At 63.3% G+C, this 21557-nt stretch carries 19 protein-coding genes; 10 read left to right on the plus strand and 9 right to left on the minus strand.

Annotated features, from left to right (window positions below):
- Positions 1-47 precede the first annotated feature (47 nt).
- On the minus strand, positions 48-245 hold the full coding sequence (locus MJ643_RS10910) for a YbdD/YjiX family protein (protein ID WP_013974210.1): 198 nt from the start codon (positions 243-245) through the stop codon (positions 48-50).
- 13 nt (positions 246-258) lie between these two features.
- Positions 259-2325, minus strand: coding sequence for a carbon starvation CstA family protein (locus MJ643_RS10915; protein ID WP_024087740.1), 2067 nt, complete (start codon positions 2323-2325; stop codon positions 259-261).
- Between the two features lie 178 nt (positions 2326-2503).
- On the opposite strand from MJ643_RS10915, the gene MJ643_RS10920 reads away from it, so the two are divergent.
- Positions 2504-2866 carry a PilZ domain-containing protein gene (locus tag MJ643_RS10920; protein ID WP_013974212.1) on the plus strand — a complete coding sequence of 121 codons (363 nt, stop codon included), beginning with the start codon at positions 2504-2506 and terminating at the stop codon, positions 2864-2866.
- Between the two features lie 263 nt (positions 2867-3129).
- Positions 3130-4647 (plus strand): nucleobase:cation symporter-2 family protein, encoded by a 1518-nt coding sequence (locus tag MJ643_RS10925; RefSeq protein WP_013974213.1) that lies wholly within the window; start codon positions 3130-3132, stop codon positions 4645-4647.
- 176 nt (positions 4648-4823) lie between these two features.
- Here MJ643_RS10925 and radA read toward each other — a convergent pair whose 3' ends face one another.
- Complete coding sequence (gene radA / locus MJ643_RS10930) at positions 4824-6194, minus strand: DNA repair protein RadA (protein WP_003251626.1); 1371 nt, start codon at positions 6192-6194, stop codon at positions 4824-4826.
- Between the two features lie 176 nt (positions 6195-6370).
- Here radA and mscL point away from each other — a divergent pair, with 176 nt between their 5' ends.
- Positions 6371-6790 (plus strand): large-conductance mechanosensitive channel protein MscL, encoded by a 420-nt coding sequence (mscL, locus tag MJ643_RS10935; RefSeq protein WP_013974214.1) that lies wholly within the window; start codon positions 6371-6373, stop codon positions 6788-6790.
- Between the two features lie 34 nt (positions 6791-6824).
- Here the strand turns inward: mscL and MJ643_RS10940 are convergent, their stop codons facing one another.
- Positions 6825-7601 carry a ferredoxin--NADP reductase gene (locus MJ643_RS10940; protein WP_023661108.1) on the minus strand — a complete coding sequence of 259 codons (777 nt, stop codon included), beginning with the start codon at positions 7599-7601 and terminating at the stop codon, positions 6825-6827.
- Between the two features lie 211 nt (positions 7602-7812).
- Between MJ643_RS10940 and MJ643_RS10945 the strand changes: the two genes are divergently transcribed.
- Both MJ643_RS10945 and MJ643_RS10950 read left to right on the plus strand, forming a co-directional pair.
- Positions 7813-8520: an autoinducer binding domain-containing protein gene (locus MJ643_RS10945; protein ID WP_013974216.1), complete on the plus strand. Its 708-nt coding sequence runs from the start codon at positions 7813-7815 to the stop codon at positions 8518-8520.
- Between the two features lie 96 nt (positions 8521-8616).
- On the plus strand, positions 8617-9741 hold the full coding sequence (locus MJ643_RS10950; RefSeq protein ID WP_013974217.1) for a methyltransferase: 1125 nt from the start codon (positions 8617-8619) through the stop codon (positions 9739-9741).
- Between the two features lie 116 nt (positions 9742-9857).
- On the opposite strand, the gene MJ643_RS10955 is transcribed toward MJ643_RS10950, so the two are convergent.
- The 3 genes from MJ643_RS10955 to MJ643_RS10965 are packed head-to-tail and all read right to left on the minus strand — an operon-like array spanning position 9858 to position 12470.
- Positions 9858-10013 (minus strand): DUF2474 domain-containing protein, encoded by a 156-nt coding sequence (locus MJ643_RS10955; protein ID WP_013974218.1) that lies wholly within the window; start codon positions 10011-10013, stop codon positions 9858-9860.
- 9 nt (positions 10014-10022) lie between these two features.
- A complete protein-coding gene (gene cydB / locus MJ643_RS10960) occupies positions 10023-11030 on the minus strand; it encodes a cytochrome d ubiquinol oxidase subunit II (protein ID WP_013974219.1) in 1008 nt (335 codons plus the stop codon).
- Between the two features lie 3 nt (positions 11031-11033).
- Positions 11034-12470: a cytochrome ubiquinol oxidase subunit I gene (locus MJ643_RS10965; RefSeq protein ID WP_038410146.1), complete on the minus strand. Its 1437-nt coding sequence runs from the start codon at positions 12468-12470 to the stop codon at positions 11034-11036.
- Positions 12471-12814: 344 nt separating this feature from the next.
- Here MJ643_RS10965 and MJ643_RS10970 point away from each other — a divergent pair, with 344 nt between their 5' ends.
- From MJ643_RS10970 to trmA, 3 genes are all read left to right on the plus strand, one after another.
- Complete coding sequence (locus tag MJ643_RS10970; protein ID WP_013974221.1) at positions 12815-14035, plus strand: MFS transporter; 1221 nt, start codon at positions 12815-12817, stop codon at positions 14033-14035.
- A gap of 280 nt (positions 14036-14315) precedes the next feature.
- Entirely contained in the window at positions 14316-15611 is a 1296-nt protein-coding gene (locus tag MJ643_RS10975) for an NCS2 family permease (RefSeq protein ID WP_013974222.1), read from the plus strand.
- Positions 15608-16693 carry a tRNA (uridine(54)-C5)-methyltransferase TrmA gene (trmA, locus tag MJ643_RS10980; RefSeq protein WP_013974223.1) on the plus strand — a complete coding sequence of 362 codons (1086 nt, stop codon included), beginning with the start codon at positions 15608-15610 and terminating at the stop codon, positions 16691-16693. The genes MJ643_RS10975 and trmA overlap by 4 nt, the downstream gene beginning before the upstream one ends.
- 134 nt (positions 16694-16827) lie before the next feature.
- Here the strand turns inward: trmA and pcaG are convergent, their stop codons facing one another.
- Both pcaG and pcaH read right to left on the minus strand, forming a co-directional pair.
- Entirely contained in the window at positions 16828-17433 is a 606-nt protein-coding gene (gene pcaG, locus MJ643_RS10985) for a protocatechuate 3,4-dioxygenase subunit alpha (protein WP_013974224.1), read from the minus strand.
- A 10-nt stretch (positions 17434-17443) separates the two neighbouring features.
- Positions 17444-18163: a protocatechuate 3,4-dioxygenase subunit beta gene (gene pcaH / locus MJ643_RS10990; protein ID WP_024087742.1), complete on the minus strand. Its 720-nt coding sequence runs from the start codon at positions 18161-18163 to the stop codon at positions 17444-17446.
- Between the two features lie 227 nt (positions 18164-18390).
- Between pcaH and MJ643_RS10995 the strand changes: the two genes are divergently transcribed.
- Both MJ643_RS10995 and MJ643_RS11000 read left to right on the plus strand, forming a co-directional pair.
- Positions 18391-19275: a neutral zinc metallopeptidase gene (locus tag MJ643_RS10995; protein ID WP_013974226.1), complete on the plus strand. Its 885-nt coding sequence runs from the start codon at positions 18391-18393 to the stop codon at positions 19273-19275.
- A gap of 246 nt (positions 19276-19521) precedes the next feature.
- On the plus strand, positions 19522-21441 hold the full coding sequence (locus tag MJ643_RS11000; RefSeq protein WP_013974227.1) for a methyl-accepting chemotaxis protein: 1920 nt from the start codon (positions 19522-19524) through the stop codon (positions 21439-21441).
- Positions 21442-21557 lie beyond the last annotated feature (116 nt).

Consider the following 21557-nt stretch of genomic DNA (forward strand, 5'->3'; position numbering starts at 1 on the left):
GCCGCTCCCACAAAAACCGCGCTAGCCGATCAGGCTAGCGCGGTCCGTTAGCAGCACTTGGGCCCGGACTTGCCGCCGTAACGCGCTTCCTGGCGTTCGCGGAAGAACTCCTCGTACGTCATGACCGGCTTGTCCGGGTGCTTGGTCTGCATGTGCTCGACGTAGTTGTCGTAGTCGGGCATGCCGACCATCAGGCGGGCTGCCTGCCCCAGGTATTTACCCAGTCGACCCAGGTCGTTGAACATCGCAGCAGTCCTCTCAAGCGTCAGGCAGGGCCTGGAACGGGGTTTCCTTGTCGGTGCGCTCCTTGCGGCCGAGGGCGGCGAAGCCGACCTTGACAGCGAAGAACAGCACGCTGAACACCACCACCAGGAACAGCACGGTCAGGCCGGCGTTGGTGTAGGCATTGAAGATCACGTGCTGCATCTGCCCGATGTCCTTGGCCGGGGCCAGTACCTGGCCGGCGTCCAGTGCGGTGCTGTACTTCTTGGCCAGGGCCAGGAAGCCGACTGCCGGGTTCGGGTCGAACAGCTTGATCAGGCCTGCGGTGGTGGTGCAGATCAGCAGCCACACGGCCGGCAGCAGGGTGACCCAGACGTAGCGCTGGCGCTTCATCTTGATCAGCACCACGGTGCCGAGCATCAGGGCGATACCCGCCAGCATCTGGTTGGAAATGCCGAACAGCGGCCACAGGGTATTGATACCACCCAGCGGGTCGATCACGCCCTGGTACAGCAGGTAGCCCCACAGGGCCACGCAGCCGGCAGTACCGATCAGGTTGGCAGTCCACGACTCGGTGCGCTTGAGCGCCGGCACGAAGCTGCCCAGCAGGTCCTGCAGCATGAAGCGCCCGGCACGGGTGCCGGCGTCCACTGCGGTGAGGATGAACAGCGCCTCGAACAGGATCGCGAAGTGGTACCAGAAGGCCATGGTGTTTTCACCCGGCAGCACCTGGTGCAGGATCTGCGCGATACCCACGGCCAGGGTCGGCGCACCACCGGCACGAGCCAGCACGGTGTGCTCGCCAATGTCGCGGGCAGTGGCCTCGAGTTGCTCAGGGGTGATCAGGAAGCCCCAGCTGCTGACCGTCTGCGCCACCGACGCCACATCGGCTCCGACCACCGCGGCCGGGCTGTTCATGGCGAAGTACACGCCTGGTTCGATCACCGAGGCGGCGACCATGGCCATGATGGCAACGAACGACTCCATCAGCATGCCGCCGTACCCGATGTAGCGAGCGTTGGTTTCGTTGTCCAGCAGCTTTGGCGTGGTCCCTGAGGAGATCAACGCGTGGAAGCCGGACACCGCACCACAGGCGATGGTGATGAACAGGAACGGGAACAGGGTGCCCTTCCACACCGGGCCAGTGCCGTCGGTGAACTGGGTCAGCGCCGGCATCTTCAGCTCGGGCGCGATGATCAGGATACCGATGGCCAGGCCGACGATGGTGCCGATCTTGAGGAAGGTCGAAAGGTAGTCACGTGGCGCAAGTACCAGCCATACAGGCAGTACCGCGGCGACGAAACCGTAGCCCACCAGCATCCAGGTGATCTGCACACCGGTAAAGGTAAACGCCGGGCCCCAGGTCGGGTCTGCGGCAATCTGGCCCCCCAGCCAGATCGAAGCCAGCAGCAGCACCACGCCGATGACCGATATCTCACCGATATGGCCCGGACGGATGTAGCGCATGTAGATGCCCATGAACATCGCGATCGGGATGGTCGCCATCACCGTGAACATGCCCCAAGGGCTTTCGGCCAGGGCCTTGACCACGATCAATGCCAGCACCGCAAGGATGATGATCATGATCAGGAAGCAACCGAACAGCGCGATGGTGCCTGGAATGCGGCCCATCTCCTCGCGCACCATGTCGCCCAGCGAGCGGCCGTTGCGGCGGGTGGACAGGAACAGGACCATGAAGTCCTGCACCGCACCGGCCAGCACCACGCCGGCGATCAGCCACAGCGTGCCGGGCAGGTAGCCCATCTGCGCGGCGAGTACCGGGCCGACCAAGGGGCCTGCGCCAGCGATGGCGGCGAAATGGTGACCGAAGAGGATGTGTTTGTTGGTCGGGACGTAGTCCAGGCCGTCGTTGTTGAGCACCGCCGGGGTGGCACGGCGAGGGTCGAGCTGCATCACCTTGGTGGCGATGAACAGGCTGTAGTAACGATAGGCGACCAGGTAGATGGCCACTGCCGCGACCACGATCCACAAGGCATTGATCGCCTCGCCGCGACGCAGGGCAACCACACCCAGCGCACAGGCTCCTATGACTGCCAGCGCCAGCCACGGAATGTGGCGTAGCAGGCTATTATTGTTGTTCATGGTTTGCTTCCAGCTGGTGGATTGGAAAAGACCGCCCATCGAGTCTAGGGCGAGTCATCGCGCATTGCCACACTTGCTTTGGTCTAGAGCCTCTGCGGCCAGATTGCGGTACCTGATGTACATACCACTCTAACTATAGTCAGGATGTCACCTGAGGACCTATGCGAGGATCTAACCCATGAGCGACCACGACGAACGCCGCCGTTTTCAGCGCATCGATTTCGACGCCCCCACCGAGCTGCGCCAGGGCCTGCGACGCTGGCCTGCGAAGCTGCTGGACCTTTCACTCAAGGGTTTGCTGATCGAACGACCGGCCAATTGGGATGTCGACCTGACCCAGGACTTCGATGCCATCATTCACCTGGGCCCCGATGCACGCGTGCAGATGCAGGTTGAACTGCGTCATGAGGAACCAGACCGCCTGGGTTTCATCTGCTTGTACATCGACCTCGATTCGATGAGCCATCTGCACCGTCTTGTGGAATTGAACGTGGCCGACAGCACCGAAATGATGCGTGAGCTGCGCGAACTGATCGAATAATGAAATCTCTTAGCTAGCTAATCGCTTCCCCACCTTTTGTTTCCTGTCTACCCAGACAGCTTTAAGCCTGGGTAGCAGCGTTTTGTACACACCCCTCTAGCACAGCCTCTGACAAGTTGGTACGCCTTCTGCATTGAGTTCCCGCACACCTTGCGGGCGCTCTTGTGCGCGCTCCGATCAAAATATTGTATACAATTCTTGTGGCAATCATTTGTAGGAAGTGTCTACAGTAGCACCACAACAATAAACAGAGAGCCTGCTCCATGACTACGTCCCCTAGCACGTCTCCCGCCAAGCGCCCCGAGGATGAAAACCTCGGCCTTGGTGCCAACCTGGCCTATGGTCTGCAGCATGTGCTGACCATGTACGGGGGGATCGTCGCGGTACCCCTGATCCTGGGGCAGGCCGCGGGCCTGAACGGTGCCGAAATCGGCATGCTGATCGCCGCTTCGTTGTTTGCCGGTGGCCTGGCCACCCTGCTGCAAACCCTCGGTCTGCCGTTCTTCGGCTGCCAGTTGCCGCTGGTGCAGGGCGTTTCGTTCGCCGGTGTGGCAACCATGGGTGCAATCCTCAGCAGCGAGGGCGGCGGTGGCCTGCCGGGCGTGCTCGGTGCGGTCATGGCAGCATCGCTGATCGGCTTTCTGATCACCCCGGTGTTCTCGCGCATCACCAAGTTCTTCCCGCCGCTGGTGACCGGCATCGTCATCACCACCATCGGCCTGACCCTGATGCCCGTGGCCGCTCGCTGGGTGATGGGTGGCAACAGCGCCTCACCGGAATTCGGCAGCGTGGCCAACATCGGCCTGGCGGCCCTGACCTTCGCCATCGTGCTGCTGCTGAGCAAGCTGGGCAGCGCGGCGATTTCACGCCTGTCGATCCTGCTGGCCATGGTGGTCGGCACCCTGATCGCCTGGGCGCTGGGCATGGCCGACTTCAGCAAGGTCACAGAGGGCCCGATGTTCGCCTTCCCCACGCCGTTCCATTTCGGCATGCCGGAATTCCACATCGCCGCGATCCTGTCGATGTGCATCGTGATCATGGTGACCTTGGTGGAAACCTCGGCCGATATCCTCGCCGTGGGTGAGATCATCGACACCAAGGTCGACTCCAAACGCCTGGGCAATGGCCTGCGCGCCGACATGGCATCGAGCATCCTGGCGCCAATCTTCGGCTCGTTCACCCAGAGCGCGTTCGCCCAGAACGTCGGCCTGGTAGCCGTGACCGGGGTCAAGAGCCGCTACGTGGTGGCCACCGGTGGCTTGATCCTGGTGGTGCTCGGCCTGCTGCCGATCATGGGCCGGGTGATTGCCGCAGTCCCTACTCCGGTACTGGGTGGCGCGGGCATCGTGCTGTTCGGCACCGTGGCTGCCAGCGGTATCCGCACCCTGTCCAAGGTCAGCTACAAGAACAACGTCAACCTGATCATCGTCGCTGCCTCGCTGGGCTTCGGCATGATCCCGATTGCCGCACCGACCTTCTACCACCACTTCCCGAACTGGTTCGAGACCATCTTCCACTCGGGCATCAGCTCGGCGGCGATCATGGCCATCCTGCTGAACCTGATCTTCAACCACTTCACCGCCGGCAACTCGGACCAGCAGTCGGTGTTTGCCGCCGCGTACGAGCGCACCATCCAGTACTCGGACATTTCAGCGCTGCGTGATGGCGACTACTTCAAGGATGGCAAGCTGTTCGATGCCGAGGGTAATGAGGTGCCGATGCTGGAACTGGACGAGCATGGCAATGAAACGGTCAGGCGCAGTGCGGTTGCCGAGCATTGACCGCTGACTGAGCGGTGAGGTGGGGGGCCGATGCGCATCGTCGGCCCCTTTTTCGTTTTGCCTGTGCCGGCCCTTTCGCGGGTAAACCCGCTCCCACAGGGTTTGCGCAATCCTGAAGCTGATGCGGTACCTGTGGGAGCGGGTTTACCCGCGAAGAGGCCAGTACGGGCCACGAATTATTCGAACAACGCATCCAAAGCCTGCTCCAGCCGGGTAACGGCAATCACCTGCAACCCGGCCGGAGCCTCTTTCGGCGCATTGCCCTTGGGCACGATGGCCCGCTTGAAACCATGCTTGGCGGCCTCCTTCAAACGCTCCTGACCACTGGGCACCGGCCGTACCTCGCCAGACAGGCCGATCTCGCCAAACACCAGCAGGCCATGGGCCAGGGGCCGGTTGCGCAGGCTGGACATCACCGCCGCCAGCAACGCCAGGTCCGAGGCGGTTTCCAGCACCTTCACCCCACCCACCACGTTGAGGAACACGTCTTGGTCATGGGTGGGAATACCGCCGTGGCGGTGCAGCACTGCCAGCAACATGGCCAGGCGATTCTGGTCAAGGCCCAAGGTCACCCGGCGCGGGTTGGCAAGGTGGCTGTCGTCGACCAGCGCCTGCACCTCCACCAGCATCGGCCGGGTGCCTTCCCAGGTGGCCATCACCACGCTGCCCGGTACTTCCTCCTGGGTGCGGTTGAGGAAGATCGCCGAGGGGTTGGACACCTCCTTCAGGCCCCGGTCGGTCATGCCGAACACACCCAGCTCGTTGACCGCGCCAAAGCGGTTCTTGACTGCCCGCAGCAGGCGCAGGCGGCCATCGGACTCGCCCTCGAAATACAGCACGGTATCGACCATGTGCTCGAGTACCCGCGGGCCGGCGAGCGAGCCTTCCTTGGTCACGTGGCCGACCAGGAAGATCGCCGTGCCGCTCTGCTTGGCGTAGCGCACCAGCAACGCCGTACTTTCGCGCACCTGGGCCACACCGCCGGGTGCCGATTGCAGCTGCTCGGTGAAAATGGTCTGGATCGAGTCGATCACCATGACCCGCGGTTTTTCGACGCGAGCCGTGGCGATGATGGTCTCGATACAGGTTTCGGTCATCACCTTGAGCTGGTCCTGGGGCAGGCCCAGGCGCCGGGAGCGCATGGCCACCTGCTGCTGCGACTCCTCGCCGGTGACATACAGCGCCGGCATGCCCACCGCAATGTTGCACAAGGTCTGCAGCAGGATGGTCGATTTGCCGATGCCGGGGTCACCACCGATCAACACCACCGAGCCATCCACCAGGCCACCGCCCAACACGCGGTCCAGTTCGGTGCTGCTGGTGGTGAAGCGCGGGATCTCCTCGACGCTGACTTCGGCCAGGGTCTTGATCTGCGCCTGCTGCCCGGTCCAGCCAGCACGGCCGCTACTGGGCGCAGCGGCACCGCCGCTTTCGATCATGGTCTCGACCAGGGTGTTCCAGGCCCCGCATTCGCCACACTGGCCGGCCCATTTGGGGAAGGTCGCACCGCACTCGGTGCAGCCATACAAGCGCTTGGCCTTGGCCATGGCTGGGGTCTCCTGGAAAAAACCGCCATGATAGCCGAGCTGGACGTGCCTCGAACGCCTCGGGATGCGACAAAACTATTCGTTCTAACAGCGGTCTGTGGCCCTGAACACAACGCATGAAGCGTTTAAGTGGCTTACACTGCGTAAACCTCACCTTTTGTTACAAGGAACCAAACATGGGCATGATCAGTGAGTTCAAGGCCTTCGCGGTCAAAGGCAATGTCGTCGACATGGCGGTTGGTATCATCATCGGCGCGGCCTTCGGCAAGATCGTTTCGTCTTTCGTCGGTGACGTGGTCATGCCGCCACTGGGCCTGTTGATCGGTGGTGTGGACTTCAGCGACCTGGCAATTACCCTGAAGGCTGCCGAAGGTGACGTTCCGGCGGTGGTGCTGGCGTATGGCAAGTTCATCCAGACCGTGATCGACTTCGTCATCGTGGCCTTTGCCATCTTCATGGGAGTCAAGGCGATCAACCAGCTCAAGCGTGAAGAGGCGGTGGCGCCGACTGCACCGCCTGTGCCGACTGCGGAAGAGACCTTGCTGACCGAGATTCGCGACCTGCTCAAGGCGCAGAACCAGAACCGCTTGCCTTGAATTTGCGGGGGGCCGCTTTGCGGCCCCATTAGCCTTACCAGTAATTCTCTACCGCCACCTGCCCCGGCCGCTTGCTCAGGCTCAATTGCAGGTCGCGCGCCTTCAGTACCTTGCGCGTCTCATCAATCATCTCCGGGTTGCCACACAGCATCACCCGCGAATGTTCCGGCGACAGTTCCAGCCCCGCCGCCTTCTCAAGCTCGCCATTCTCGATCAGCGTGGTAATCCGCTGGTTCAACGCCCCTGGGTGCTGTTCACGGGTCACCACCGGAATGAACTGCAACTTGCCGGCGAATTCAGCCAGGTAATCGCGCTGCTCCAGCCCGGCAATGTCGTCCACATAGGCCAGCTCTTTCGCTTCGCGCACCGAGTACACAAGCTTGATGTTGTCGAAACGCTCCCAGGCCTCGAAGTCCTGCAGGATCGACATGAACGGCGCAATGCCAGTACCGGTCGCCAGCAACCACAGGTCACGGCCACCAACGAAGCGGTCGAGGGTAAGGAAGCCGAAGGCCTGGCGATCGATCAGCAGGGTATCGCCTGCCCCCAGCCGGCTCAGTTCGCTGGTGAACTCCCCGCCTGGCACCACGATGGAGAAAAAATCGAGGTGCTCGTCATGGGGCGCGCTGACCATGGAATAGGCGCGCCACACCACACTGCCATCGGCCTTGGTCACGCCAAGGCGGGCAAACTGGCCGGAACGGAAGCGGAACCCCGCATCGCGCGTAACCCGCAGGCTGAAGAGGTTCGGCGTGAGTGGCTGAACATCGAGCAGGGTCTGGCGGGTGAACTTTTCGGCGCTAGCGGTCATATCGGGCTCCAGGTTTGGCGTGCGCACAGTGTCGCGCAAAGTGACGCGGATAAAAACCACTGCTTTGTAGGGCCTCGTCTGCGACGATCCTGTCTTACTCGCAGCAAATCCTGACTGCTATAACAAAAAATTCTCAGCGAATCGGTAGGTCCTTTCCTACAATCATGCGGGTACCCAAACGGACTGGTTCCTGAGGCAAGGAGTATTTCAGATGCTTAACTGGAAACCCGAGCATCTTCATTTGTTCGTCGACGAACGCTGCCCACAGAAGTTGTTCGACATCGCCGTGCATCTGGCGCAGGACCTGGGCATGGAGTACCTGGGACTGAACATTCGCATCCAGATCGCGACGCAAACCCCCCACCTGTTCCTGTACAGCAATTACCCCCGCGAATGGATCGAGCGCTACCAGCGCGATGAGTTCTACAAGCAGGACGCGGCCGCCAATGTGAGCCACAGCTCGACCATGCCGGTGCTGTGGACTGATGACCTGTATCACGAGGCTCCGCAGTTTCGTGAAGCGGCCTGCCGGAGCGGTCTGCGCTATGGTTGGACACAGTCATTGCACGACCAGCGGCACAACGAAAGCCAGATCAGTGTGGCCAGGCCCGCCGGGGCCATCGATACAGTCGAACTCTACAGCAAGGCCGGCAATGTGCAGTGGCTGTGCCATACGCTGCATGCGGTGCTTGGCGAACATCACCTCAAAGCACTGTGCCCGCCACAACCGAAAATGAGCGAGCGGGAGCTGGAAGTGCTGAAATGGTCCGCCGCCGGCAAGACCGCCGCAGACGTTGCCTGCATCCTTTCACTGTCGCAAAGCACGGTGAACTTCCATATTCGTAGCGTTATCACCAAGACCAACGCCGCCAACAAGGCCGGCGCCATCGCCATCGCCGCCCTGCGTGGCTGGCTCTGAGCTCGAAACCTGCGACCTTGGGCAAAGCCCTGTAGAATCGCCCGGCAAAGCCCGGGGCGAACCGCAACGGGCAGTTTCATACCCGAGCCAGACGCCATGCCTCTGTTGACCACCCCATACGCCGAACTCGACCTGATCCGCCAGCCGGAACAGGCCAACGACCCGCTGCAGGCTTTCGATGCCGCCGACGAGTACCTGCTTGCGCAGCTGCACGAGCAGGCACCCGAGGCCAACTGCCGGGTGCTGGTGCTCAATGACAGCTTCGGCGCCCTGGCCGCCAGCCTGGCAGGCAAGCTGCAGGTGGTCAGCAGTGGCGATTCGCACCTGGCGCACCTGGCCCTGGAAAAGAACCTGGCACGCAATGGCCTGCCGTTCGACAGCGTGCCGTTCGTGCCGGCCAGCGAACATTGGCAAGGCCCGTTCGACCGGGTACTGGTGCGCGTGCCCAAGACCCTGGCCCTGCTCGAAGAACAGCTGATCCGCCTGCAGGGCCACCTGGCACCCGGTGCGCAGGTGATTGCCGGGGCGATGATAAAGCACCTGCCACGGGCGGCCGGAGACCTGATGGAGAAGTACATCGGCCCGGTGCAGGCCTCGCTGGCGCAGAAAAAGGCCCGCTTGCTGACCGCGACGGTGGCCGAACGGCCGGTCGCCCGCTCGCCCTACCCTAGCCGCTACCGCCTCGACGCGCCGGCGCTGGAACTGCTCAACCACGCCAACGTGTTCTGCCGGGAGGGGCTGGATATCGGCACGCGGGCGTTCCTGCCGCACCTGCCCCGCGAACTGGGCCGCGCGCGAGTGGCGGACCTGGGCTGCGGCAACGGCGTGCTGGCGATAGCCAGTGCCCTGGCAAACCCGGATGCCCAATACACCCTGGTCGACGAGTCGTACATGGCGGTGCAATCGGCGCGGGAGAACTGGCAGGCAGCGCTGGGCGAGCGCCCGGCTGTGTTCGAGGCAGCCGATGGGTTGGCGGGGGTAGAGAAGCAGTCGCTGGACGTGGTGCTGTGCAACCCGCCGTTCCACCAGCAGCAGGTGGTGGGCGATTTCCTCGCCTGGCGCATGTTCCAGCAGGCGCGTGAAGCGTTGGTGGTGGGTGGGGCGCTGTATATCGTGGGTAACCGGCACCTGGGCTATCACAGCAAGCTGGCGCGGTTGTTCCGGGGGGTGGAGCAAGTGGCGGCAACGCCCAAGTTCGTTATCCTGAAGGCCCGCAAGTAAGCCTGTACCGGCCCTTTCGCCGGCAAGCCAGCTCCCACAGGTACTCCACTGCATTCAGGGCAGTGACTTACCTGTAGGAGCTGGCTTGCCGGCGATAGGGCCAGAACAGGCTTACCTCAATGGGTGGTCAGCCCCGCAGCCCCCATGAACAGGCGCATCACGTAGGCCGCCACGCCCAGGGCCGCCACGCTCATCGCCCAGATGAGCAGCAGCCAGCCCAACCGCTGCCACAGGGGTTTCTTCTCCTCCAAGCCAGGCTTGCCGGTCATCATGCAGCCCTCCTAGTGATAGCCGTCTTCATGGGTCACCTTGCCGCGGAACACGTAGTAGCTCCAGAAGGTATACATGAGGATGAACGGCAGGATGAACAGTGTGCCCACCAGCATGAAGCCCTGGCTCTGCGGTGGCGCCGCGGCATCCCAGATCGAGATCGACGGCGGGATGATGTTCGGCCACAGGCTGATGCCCAGGCCGCTGTAGCCGAGGAAGATCAGCACCAACGTCAGCAGGAACGGCGTGTAGTGCGCATTGCGCGCCACCGCCTTGAGCAACCCGTAGAAGGTTACCAGCACCAGGATCGGCACCGGCATGAACCAGACCAGGTTAGGCATGCTGAACCAGCGCTCGGCAATCTGCGGGTAGGCGATCGGTGTCCACAGGCTGACGATGCCGATCACCACCAGCAGCACCAGCGCCAGCGGCCGGGCAATGTCGTGCATCTTCTGCTGCAGCGACCCTTCGGTCTTCATGATCAGCCAGGTGCAGCCCAGCAGGGTGTAGGCAACGATCAGCCCCAGGCCGCAGAACAGGCTGAACGGGGTCAGCCAGTCAAGGGTGCCACCGGCGAAATGCCGGTCGACCACCTTGAAGCCTTCGAGGAACGCACCCAGCGCCACGCCCTGGAAGAAGGTGGCGATCAACGAGCCCCAGATGAACGCCTTGTCCCAGATGTGGCGCTTGTCGGCCTTGGCCTTGAAGCGGAACTCGAAGGCCACGCCGCGGAAGATCAGACCGATCAGCATCAGGATCAATGGCAGGTACAGGGCCTCCAGCACTACCGAGTAAGCCATCGGGAACGCCCCGAACAGCCCGGCACCGCCCAGCACCAGCCAGGTCTCGTTACCATCCCAAACGGGGGCGACGGTGTTCATCATCACATCACGGTCATGCTCGCCCTTGACGAACGGGAAGAGCATGCCGATCCCCAGGTCGAAACCATCCATCACCACGTACATCATGACGCCGAAGATGATGATCACGGCCCAGATCAGCGGAAGGTCGATACCCATGGCTCAGTTCCCCTTGCTCAGGCTGGCGGAGTTGGCCTCTCGGCCATCATCGGCGGCGGACAGCGGTCGCGCCGGCGTGCGTTTGGTGCCAGGGCCACCAGGGTTGTGCTCGTCACCCTCACCGGTCCGCGGCCCTTTGCGCACCAGGCGCATCATGTAGCCAAGACCGGTACCGAACAGGGCGAAGTACACCACCACGAAGGCCACCAAGGTGAAGCCGAGCTGGGCGTAACTGTGGTTGGACACACCGTCTGCCGTGCGCATCAGGCCATACACCACCCAGGGCTGGCGGCCGATTTCGGTGGTGAACCAGCCGGCCAGCAGCGCGATCAGCCCGGAAGGGCCCATCCACAGGGCCAGGTACAGGAACGGCCGCGAGGTGTAGAGCGTGCCGCGCTTGCGCAGCCAGAGGCTCCACAGGCCGACGAAGATCATCAGGAAACCCAGCCCGACCATGATCCGGAACGACCAGAAGACGATGGTCGAGTTGGGCCGGTCTTCGGGGGGAAACTCCTTCATCGCCGGCACCTGCTTGTCCAGGCTGTGGGTCAGGATCAGGCTGCCGAGTGCCGGGATCTCGAGCTTGAAGCGGGTGGTTTCGGCCTGCATGTCGGGGATGCCGAACAAGATCAGCGGGGTCGGCTCGCCGGGCACGTTCTCCCAGTGGCCTTCGATCGCGGCAATTTTCACCGGCTGGTGCTTGAGGGTGTTCAGGCCATGGAAGTCACCAATCACCGCCTGGATCGGGGCGACGATCAGCGCCATCCACATGGCCATCGACAGCATCTTGCGCACGGCCGGGTTGTCACGCCCGCGCAGCAGGTGCCAGGCCGCCGAGGCACCAACGAAGAACGCGGTGGAAACGAATGCGGCAGTGGCCATGTGCATCAGGCGGTAGGGGAACGAGGGGTTGAATACCACTGCCAGCCAGTCCACCGGCACAACCCGGCCGTCGATGATCTCGTGACCTTGCGGGGTCTGCATCCAACTGTTGGAGGCGAGGATCCAGAAGGTCGAGACCAAGGTGCCGAGCGCCACCATCACCGTGGAGAAGAAGTGCAGGCCACGGCCGACACGGTTCCAGCCAAACAGCATGACCCCCAGGAAGCCAGCCTCCAGGAAGAACGCGGTCAATACCTCGTAGGTGAGCAGCGGGCCGGTGATAGCGCCGGCGAAGTCTGAGAAACGACTCCAGTTGGTACCGAACTGGTAGGCCATGACCAGGCCGGAGACCACCCCCATGCCGAAGTTGACGGCGAAGATTTTCGACCAGAAGTGATAGAGGTCACGGTAGACCTCGTTGTTGGTCCGCAGCCAGAGGCCTTCGAGGACTGCCAGGTAGCTCGCCAGGCCAATGGTGATGGCCGGGAACAGGATATGGAACGACACGGTAAAGGCAAACTGCATTCGGGCGAGCTCTAAGGCCTCTATTCCGAACATGGTGCTTCCTCTTCAGATAATCCGGCGTCCGGGCCGCTGGCCCCGTCGCCCACTGCCCCCACGGTAGTCGAGTGCGGCGCGTTGGAATTGTTCTGTTCGATCGCAGGGATTTCGGCCCAAGGGCCCGATCGTTACATCTGGAACGATTGACCCAGATCAACGATTGCTAGGAAGCATAGTCCTGAATGGCCCGCCGGGCCGTGTGGTTGATTGCCGCGTGACCGGTTGCCCCACCCCCTTCCACGCCGAATGAAAAAGTGCCGACCCCAGCAAACAGTAACCGTTTGTTACAAACAGATGATACGCTGCGCCCCCCTCTACTGCGCCGAGGCCCCTGGTTTCCGATGTCCGATTCCGAACCGCAGTTGTTGCGTCACCACCGCCCTTTCCTGGCCTTCTGGCTGGCCCGCGTGTTCACCGCCAGCGGCTTCCAGATGCTCACCGTGGCAATCGGCTGGCACCTCTACCAGCTGACCGGCAATGTGCTGGACCTGGGCCTGGTCGGCCTGGTCGAATTCGCCCCACGGGTGCTGTTCATGCTGCATACCGGGCATGTCGCCGACCGCTATGACCGGCGCAAGGTCGCTGCGCTGTGCCAGAGCCTGCAGGGACTGATAGCCCTGGCATTGGCGCTTGGCAGTGCCACCGACAACGTCACCCGCGAGCTGATCTTCGCCCTCGCCTTCCTGCTCGGTGCCACGCGTTCCTTCGAAATGCCGGCGACCCAGGCGCTGCTGCCCAACGTGGTACCGGCCGGGCTGTTCCCACGCGCGGTGGCAGCTTCGGCCTCGGCCACCCAGTCGGCAACCATCGTGGCTCCGGCGGTGGGCGGCTTCCTGTATGCCTTCGGCAGCATCTGGGTATACGGCCCCACCGTGGCCCTTTACGCCATCGCCTGCGTGCTGACCCTGAGCCTGCAGGCACGCGGCCAGGTGGCACAGCGCGGGCGCGCCAGCATCGAATCGCTGCTGGCCGGCATCCGCTTCATTCGCAGCCGGCCGGACATCCTCGGCGCCATCTCGCTGGACCTGTTCGCCGTACTGCTGGGCGGGGCCACCGCACTGCTGCCGGTGTTCGCCAAGGACATCCTGCTGACCGGCCCGCTGGGCCTCGGCCTGCTGCGCTCTGCGCCAGCGGTGGGGGCGTTGCTGATGTCGCTGTGGCTGGCGCGCTTCCCGTTCGAGCGCAATGTGGGGCGGACCATGTTCACGGCAGTGGGCGTGTTCGGCGTGGCGACCATTGCCTTCGGCCTGTCGACCTCGTTCTGGTTCTCGCTGGCAGTGCTGGTGGTGCTGGGCGCGGCGGACATGATCAGCATGGTCATCCGCGGCGCTTTCGTGCAGTTGGAGACGCCGGATGAAATGCGCGGGCGGGTGAGTGCGGTGAACGGTCTGTTCATTGGTGCCTCGAATCAGCTCGGCGAGTTCGAATCGGGGGTGACCGCGCACTGGTTTGGCACAGTGCCGGCTGTGGTGCTGGGTGGGGTGGGTACGTTGGTGGTGACCGGGGTGTGGATAAAGCTGTTCCCGACACTGGCCAAGCGGGACCGGTTGCATAATGGTTGATCTGTAGCCTGTACCGGCCCTTTCGCGGGCAAACCCGCTCCCACAAGGACCGCGCCGCCTTCAGCCCTGGTGGAGTACCTGTGGGAGCGGGTTCACCCGCGAAGAGGCCGGCACAGGGAAAAAATGACCATTCCCCAACGGCCATAGGCCCCCGCCAAGCATGCTGGTATGATGCGCGGCTTTTTTCCGCCCCACACAAAACCACGGCAACCGGTACGGTCTGTGCTTTGCTGATGGGGTCGATATATTCATGGCGCCGGGGGCGCCTTGGGGAGCGGGCATGCTGGAAAGGCTGTTTCAACTAAAAGCACACAACACCAATGTGCGCACCGAGATTCTCGCGGGCGTCACCACCTTCCTGGCCATGGCCTACATCCTGTTCGTCAACCCGAGCATCCTCGGCGAGACCGGCATGGACAAAGGTGCGGTATTCGTCGCCACCTGCCTGGCCGCGGCCATCGGCTCGGTGACCATGGGCCTGATCGCCAACTACCCGATCGCCCTGGCGCCAGGTATGGGCCTGAACGCGTTCTTCACCTACACCGTGGTCCTGCACATGGGCCACACCTGGCAGGTGGCACTGGGTGCGGTGTTCCTGTCGGCGGTGATGTTCTTCCTGCTGTCGATCTTCCGCATCCGCGAATGGATCGTGAACAGCATCCCGCTGCCGCTGCGTTCGGCCATTGCCGCGGGTATCGGCCTGTTCCTGGCGCTGATCGCCCTGCATAACGCAGGCATCGTCGTCGATAACCCGGCCACCCTGGTGGGCCTGGGCGACCTCAAGCAGCCGGCACCGATCCTCGCCACCCTGGGCTTCTTCCTGATCGTCGGCCTTGAGTCGCTGAAAGTGCGCGGTGCCGTGCTGATTGGCATTCTCGCCGTAACAATCGCCTCGATCCTGATGGGCGTGACGCCCTTCGGCGGCGTGGTCTCCATGCCGCCTTCGTTGGCGCCGACCTTCCTGCAACTGGACATCGCCGGCGCGCTGGACGTGGGCCTGGTCAGCGTGATCTTCGCCTTCCTGTTCGTCGACCTGTTCGACAACTCCGGCACCCTGATCGGTGTGGCCAAGCGCGCCGGGCTGATGGGCAAGGACGGCCACATGCCGAAAATGGGCCGTGCCCTGATCGCCGACAGTACCGCCGCCATGGCCGGTTCCCTGCTGGGCACCTCGACCACTACCAGCTACATCGAATCCGCCGCGGGCGTGAGCGCCGGTGGCCGCACCGGCCTGACCGCCATCGTGGTCGCCGTGCTGTTCCTGCTGGCGCTGTTCTTCGCCCCGCTGGCCGGTAGCGTGCCGGCCTTCGCCACCGCCCCGGCGCTGCTGTTCGTCGCGGTGCTGATGGCCTCGGGCCTGGCAGAAATAAACTGGGACGACGTCACCGAAGCCGCACCGGTGGTGGTGACCGCCCTGGCCATGCCGCTGACCTACTCGATCGCCAACGGCATCGCCTTCGGCTTCATTTCCTGGACCGCCGTCAAGCTGATCTCCGGCCGCCACCGCGACCTGAACCCGGCCCTGGTGATCCTTTCCATCCTGTTCGTCATCAAGCTGGGCTGGTTCAACGCATGAGTGCTGCTTTCGACCCCTCCTCCTACACCACCCAGCTGGACGCCAAGGTGGCCCGGCTGCGCGAGCTGCTGGCGCCGTTCGGCGCGCCGGAGCCGGCTGTTTTCGACTCGCCGCGCGAGCATTACCGCCTGCGCGCCGAATTCCGCCTGTGGCGCGAGGATGGCCAGCGCCACTACGCCATGTTCGCCCCGGGCGAGAAGCACAAGGCGATCCTGATCGAGGACTTCCCTATTGCCAGCCAGCGCATCAATGCACTGATGCCGCGCCTGAAGGCGGCCTGGCAGGCCAGCGAGGAGCTGGGCAACCGCCTGTTCCAGGTGGAGTTCCTCACCACCCTGGCTGGCGATGCCATGGTCACCCTGTGCTACCACCGCCCGCTGGACGAGGCATGGGAAACGGCCGCACGGCAGCTGGCCGAAGACCTGGGCGTCAGTATCATCGGCCGCTCCAAGGGCAAGCGCCTGGTCATCGGCCGTGACTACGCGGTGGAAAACCTCGAAGTCGCTGGCCGTGTGTTCAGCTACCGCCAGCCGGAAGGCGCGTTCACCCAGCCCAACGGCGCGGTGAACCAGAAGATGCTGAGCTGGGCCTTCGAGGCTATCGGCGAGCGCGACGATGACCTGCTGGAGCTGTACTGCGGCAACGGCAACTTCACCCTGCCGCTGGCCACCCGCGTGCGCCAGGTGCTGGCCACCGAAATCAGCAAGACCTCGGTCAATGCCGCGCTGAGCAACCTTGACGAGAACGCTGTGGATAACGTGCGGCTGGTGCGCCTGTCGGCAGAAGAGCTGACCCAGGCGCTGAATGAGGTGCGGCCGTTCCGCCGGCTGGAAGGCATCGACCTCAAGAGCTACGAGTTCGGTACGGTGTTCGTCGACCCGCCACGGGCGGGGATGGATCCGGACACCTGCGAGCTGACCCGGCGTTTCGAGCGGATCCTGTACATCTCGTGCAACCCGGAGACGCTGGCGGCGAACATTGCCCAGCTGCAGGATACGCACCGCATCGAGCGGTGTGCGTTGTTTGACCAGTTCCCGTATACCCACCATATGGAGAGTGGGGTTTTGCTGGTTCGGCGCTGACGGTTGAAAGTGACTGGGGCCGCTCTGCGGCCCTTTCGCGACACAAGGCCGCTCCCACAAAGACCTGCGTACGCCGATCAATGTGGGAGCGGCCTTGCGTCGCGATGGGCTGCAAAGCAGCCCCCAGACTCGACTCAGAAGTCGAAGAACACCGTCTCCCCTTCCCCCTGAATACGGATATCGAAGCGATACGCCGTCTTCCCGTCCACCTCGCAACGCTTGGCCACCAGGGTCTCGCGCCGCTGCGGCTGCTCGATCAGGTTGAGCACCGGGCACTTGGCATTAGCCTCGGCCTCGTCATCGAAATACAGCCGCGTGTGCAGGTGGATGTTGATCCCCCGGGCAAACAGGCTGATGTTGATGTGCGGCGCCATCGGCACGCCCGCAGCGTTGTTCACCGCACCCGGCTTGACCGTGTGCAGGGTCCACTCACCGGCATCGAAAGTGGTGGCGGTGCGACCAAAGCTGTTGAAGGCGTTTTCCAGGTTGTAGGCATCCTGGTACTCGCCGTTGGCATCGGCTTGCCACACTTCCAGGAACGAATCGCGCACCAGGTGGCCGTTACCGTCATACACCTGGCCGATCAGCAGGATGTGCTCGCCCGGCGCGTCCGGCTTGGCCAGGCGGTTCCAGATTTCCTGGTCGCGGGTCGGGTTGCCGGCCGCTTCCAGGGCCAGGCCGATGTGTACGTAGGGGCCGGCAGTCTGCGAAGGGGTTTCCGGCAGCAGTTCGATTGGCATGGCGGGGTCCTCAGCAGTTTTCGAAGTGGGTCTTGCGCTGGCCGCGCAGCACGATGTCGAAGCGGTAGGCCAGGCAGTCCATCGGGTTGGCGTTGCTCATGTCGAGCTTGGCGATCAACTGCTGCACGGCTTGCGGGTTGGCGATCGACTTGACGATCGGGCACATCGGGATCAGCGGGTCACCCTCGAAGTACAGCTGGGTAATCAGCTTGGTGGCGATCGACGGGCCGCTGATGGCGAAGTGGATGTGCGCCGGGCGCCAGTCGTTCGGGCCGTTGCGCCATGGGTACGGGCCCGGCTTGATGGTGCGGAAGCTGTAGTAGCCATCACGGTCGGTCAGGCAGCGGCCGACGCCACCGAAGTTCGGGTCCAGCGGCGCCAGGTAGCGGTCGTTCTTGTGACGGTAGCGGCCGCCGGCGTTGGCTTGCCACATTTCCACCAGGGTGTTCGGCACAGGCTTGCCGTACTGGTCGACGATACGGCCGGCAACGATGATGCGCTCGCCGATCGGCAAGCCGCCGTTGTTGAAGTTCAGCAGCAGGTCATGGTCATGGGCGCCGAAGCCCAGGTGGGAAAAGTCCGGGCCGGTGGTTTCGCTGATCGACTGCGGGATGCTGACCAGTGCCTGGCGTGGCGAACGGGCAATGGACGTCTTGTAGTCAGGCGTAAGAGCTTTCGGGTGCCAGTTGCGATCACGGATCACGAAGCGGCTGTTGTCCTGGGCGGGCATGCCGGTTTCCTCTCTTGGAATTATGGAAATGCGCGGGGGGATTATTTGAACCCCTGTCGCGGGCAAGCCCGCTCCCACATGCAGTTTCAGGCAGGTAGCGCGCAATGAATATTGAAATCAGCCACATCAAACATAACCATTTGGTTATGCATAAGCACCTTGGCCTGACACTCGCCGCTGTCGTGGACTAATCTTTGTCTTCTTGTTTCACGCTTCGGAGAGCATTCATGGATTGGCGAAAAGGCCGACGCAGCGACAATGTGGTCGATGCCCGAGGCGAAGGTGGTGGCGGCGGCATGCGTTTCGGCGGCGGCAAGGGGCTCGGGCTTGGTGCGGTGCTGCTGATTGTCGGTATCGGCTGGCTCACCGGCCAGGACCCATTGCAGATTCTTGGTCAGCTCGCCGGCCAGATGGAGCAGCAACAGCAGGCACCCAGCAGCGCGGGCGGCAAGGCGCCGCCGGCCAACGACCAGCAGGCCGAGTTCGTCGCCTCGATCCTGGGCGACACCGAAGACACCTGGAAAGCCCTGTTCGCCGAGGGCGGCAAGCAGTACCGCGACCCCAAGCTGGTGCTGTTCAGCGGCCAGGTCAATTCGGCCTGTGGCTTTGCCTCGGCGGCGGTGGGGCCGTTCTACTGCCCGGCAGACCAACGGGTCTACCTGGACATGTCGTTCTTCCGCGAAATGGAAACCCGCTTCGCCGCCGCCGGCGACTTTGCCCAGGCCTACGTGATCGCCCACGAAATCGGCCATCACGTGCAGACCCTGCTGGGCGTGTCGGCCAAGGTCGATGCCGCGCGCCGCAGCGGCCAGCGCATGGAAGGCGACAATGGCCTGCTGGTGCGTCAGGAACTGCAGGCCGACTGCCTGGCCGGTGTATGGGCCTACCAGGCGCAGAAGCGCCTGAACTGGCTGGAGCCGGGCGATGTCGAAGAGGCCCTGAACGCGGCCAATGCCATTGGCGATGACCGCTTGCAGCAGCAAGGCCGCGGGCGCGTGGTACCAGACTCGTTCACCCACGGCACCTCAGCGCAACGGGTGCGCTGGTTCAAGACCGGGTTTGCCGAGGGTGAGGTGAACCGCTGCGATACCTTCAGCGCGCGCAACCTTTGAATAGCTTCCAAAACCCACGCGATCCCTGTAGGAGCGGCTTTAGCCGCGAACACCGGCAAAGCCGGTGCCATCCACCGCGAAGGGCTGCAAGGCAGCCCCAATCAAACCAGTTACAAATCTGCTGAAAAAGCGTTTCAGCTTCCTCCATCACTGCCGATAACCCCTGCACGAATCAGCGGGCATCCAGAACAACAACGCCTGGCGATCGAAGATCAAGCGAGCGAAAACAACTTCTGGAGAGCGTGCATGAACAGCTGGTTCGCCAACATCAGCGTCAACCTCAAACTCGGCCTGGGCTTCGGCCTGGTACTGATCCTCACCGGCCTGCTGGCCCTGACCGGCTGGACCAGCCTGGGCAGCCTGATTGACCGCAGCAACTGGATGGGCGATATCGGCCAGCTCAACAAGGACCTGACCGACCTGCGCATTGCACGCCTGCAGTACATGATCGCCAACGGTGACGATGCTGCCGCCGCCAACACCCAGACCAAGCTTGACGCCTTCAGCAAGCAACAGGCCTACCTGGCCAGCACCTTCAAGAGCCCGGAAAACATCAAGCTGCTAGGTGAACTGGGCGAGACCATCAGCGCCTACAAGGTGTCGCTGAACAAGATGCGCCAGGGCTACGATGCCACCCGCACCGCGCGCACGGCCATGGACGGCTCGGCCAGCCGTGCCGACCAGGCCATGGACGCCCTCAGCCAGGAAGTCATGGCACGCCCCGAAGCCGACAGCGTGCGCCTGGCCCAGTACCAGCTGATCAGCAAGGCCCGCCAGCAACTGCTGCAGGTGCGCATCGACGTACGCGGCTACATTGCCGAAAACAGCGCTGCCAACGAGCAGGCAGCCCTGCGCCAGCTGGACACCGCCCTGGCCGAAATCGACAACCTCAAGCGCCAGCTGCCGGCCGAAGACACGCGCCTGCGACAGTTCGAAGGCTCGGTGCTGGCCTACCGTGAAGCCGTACGTCAATTCCGCGATGCGGTCGCCAACATCACCACTGCGCGCGCCGAGATGACCGTTCAGGGTGCCGACATCGTCAAGCGCAGCGACGCTCTGTACCAGATCCAGCTGCAGCGCCGCGACATGGAAAGTACCCAGGCCCGCAGCCTGCAGGCCATCGCCACGCTGCTGGCGCTGTTGGTCGGCGTGCTGGCGGCAGTGCTGATCACCCGGCAGATCACCCGCCCACTGCGCGACACCATGGTGGCAGTTGAAAAGATCGCCAGCGGCGACCTCACCCAGCACCTGCGCGTCACCCGCCGCGACGAACTGGGCGTGCTGCAACAAGGCATCGCCCGCATGGGCACCACTTTGCGCGAGCTGATCAGCGGCATCCGCGATGGCGTCACCCAGATCGCCAGCGCTGCCGAGGAATTGTCGGCAGTGACCGAGCAGACCAGCGCCGGCGCCAACAGCCAGAAGGTCGAGACCGACCAGGTGGCCACCGCAATGCACGAAATGGCCGCTACCGTTCAGGAAGTGGCACGCAATGCCGAGCAGGCCTCGCATGCTGCCACCGGTGCCGATGACGAAGCCCGTGCCGGCGACCGCGTGGTAGGCGAAGCAATTGGCCAGATCGAACGCCTGGCCGAAGAAATGCACCGTTCCACAGAAGCCATGAACCTGTTGCAGCAGGAAAGCCAGAAGATCGGCAGCGTGATGGACGTGATCAAGTCGGTGGCCGAACAGACCAACCTGCTGGCGCTGAACGCAGCGATCGAGGCGGCGCGTGCCGGCGAGGCTGGCCGTGGTTTTGCCGTGGTTGCCGATGAAGTGCGCGGCCTGGCCCAACGCACGCAGAAATCCACCGAAGAGATCGAAGAACTGATCGCAAGCCTGCAGCATGGTACCCAGCAAGTGGCTACGGCCATGCACGGCAGCCGTACCCTGACCGATAGCAGCGTCGAGCTGGCGCGTAAGGCCGGGGCTTCGCTGGAGAGCATCACCAGTACCGTGTCGAGCATCCAGTCGATGAACCAGCAGATTGCCGCGGCGGCGGAACAGCAGAGTGCGGTGGCGGAGGAGATCAGCCGCAGCATCCTGAATGTACGCGATGTGTCGGAGCAGACGGCGGCGGCCAGTGACGAGACGGCGGCGTCCAGCGTGGAGTTGGCGCGGTTGGGTGGGCAGTTGCAGACGTTGGTCAGCCAGTTCCGCGTCTGACCTGAAGACCCTGGGGCCGCTTTGCGGCCCTATCGCGACACAAGGCCGCTCCCACATTGATCGGCGTACGCAGGTCTTTGTGGGAGCGGCCTTGTGTCGCGATAGGAGGGCAAAGC

The organism is Pseudomonas sp. PNPG3 (genome assembly GCF_023093815.1).
In the GTDB taxonomy this organism is placed as follows: Bacteria; Pseudomonadota; Gammaproteobacteria; order Pseudomonadales; family Pseudomonadaceae; genus Aquipseudomonas; species Aquipseudomonas asiatica.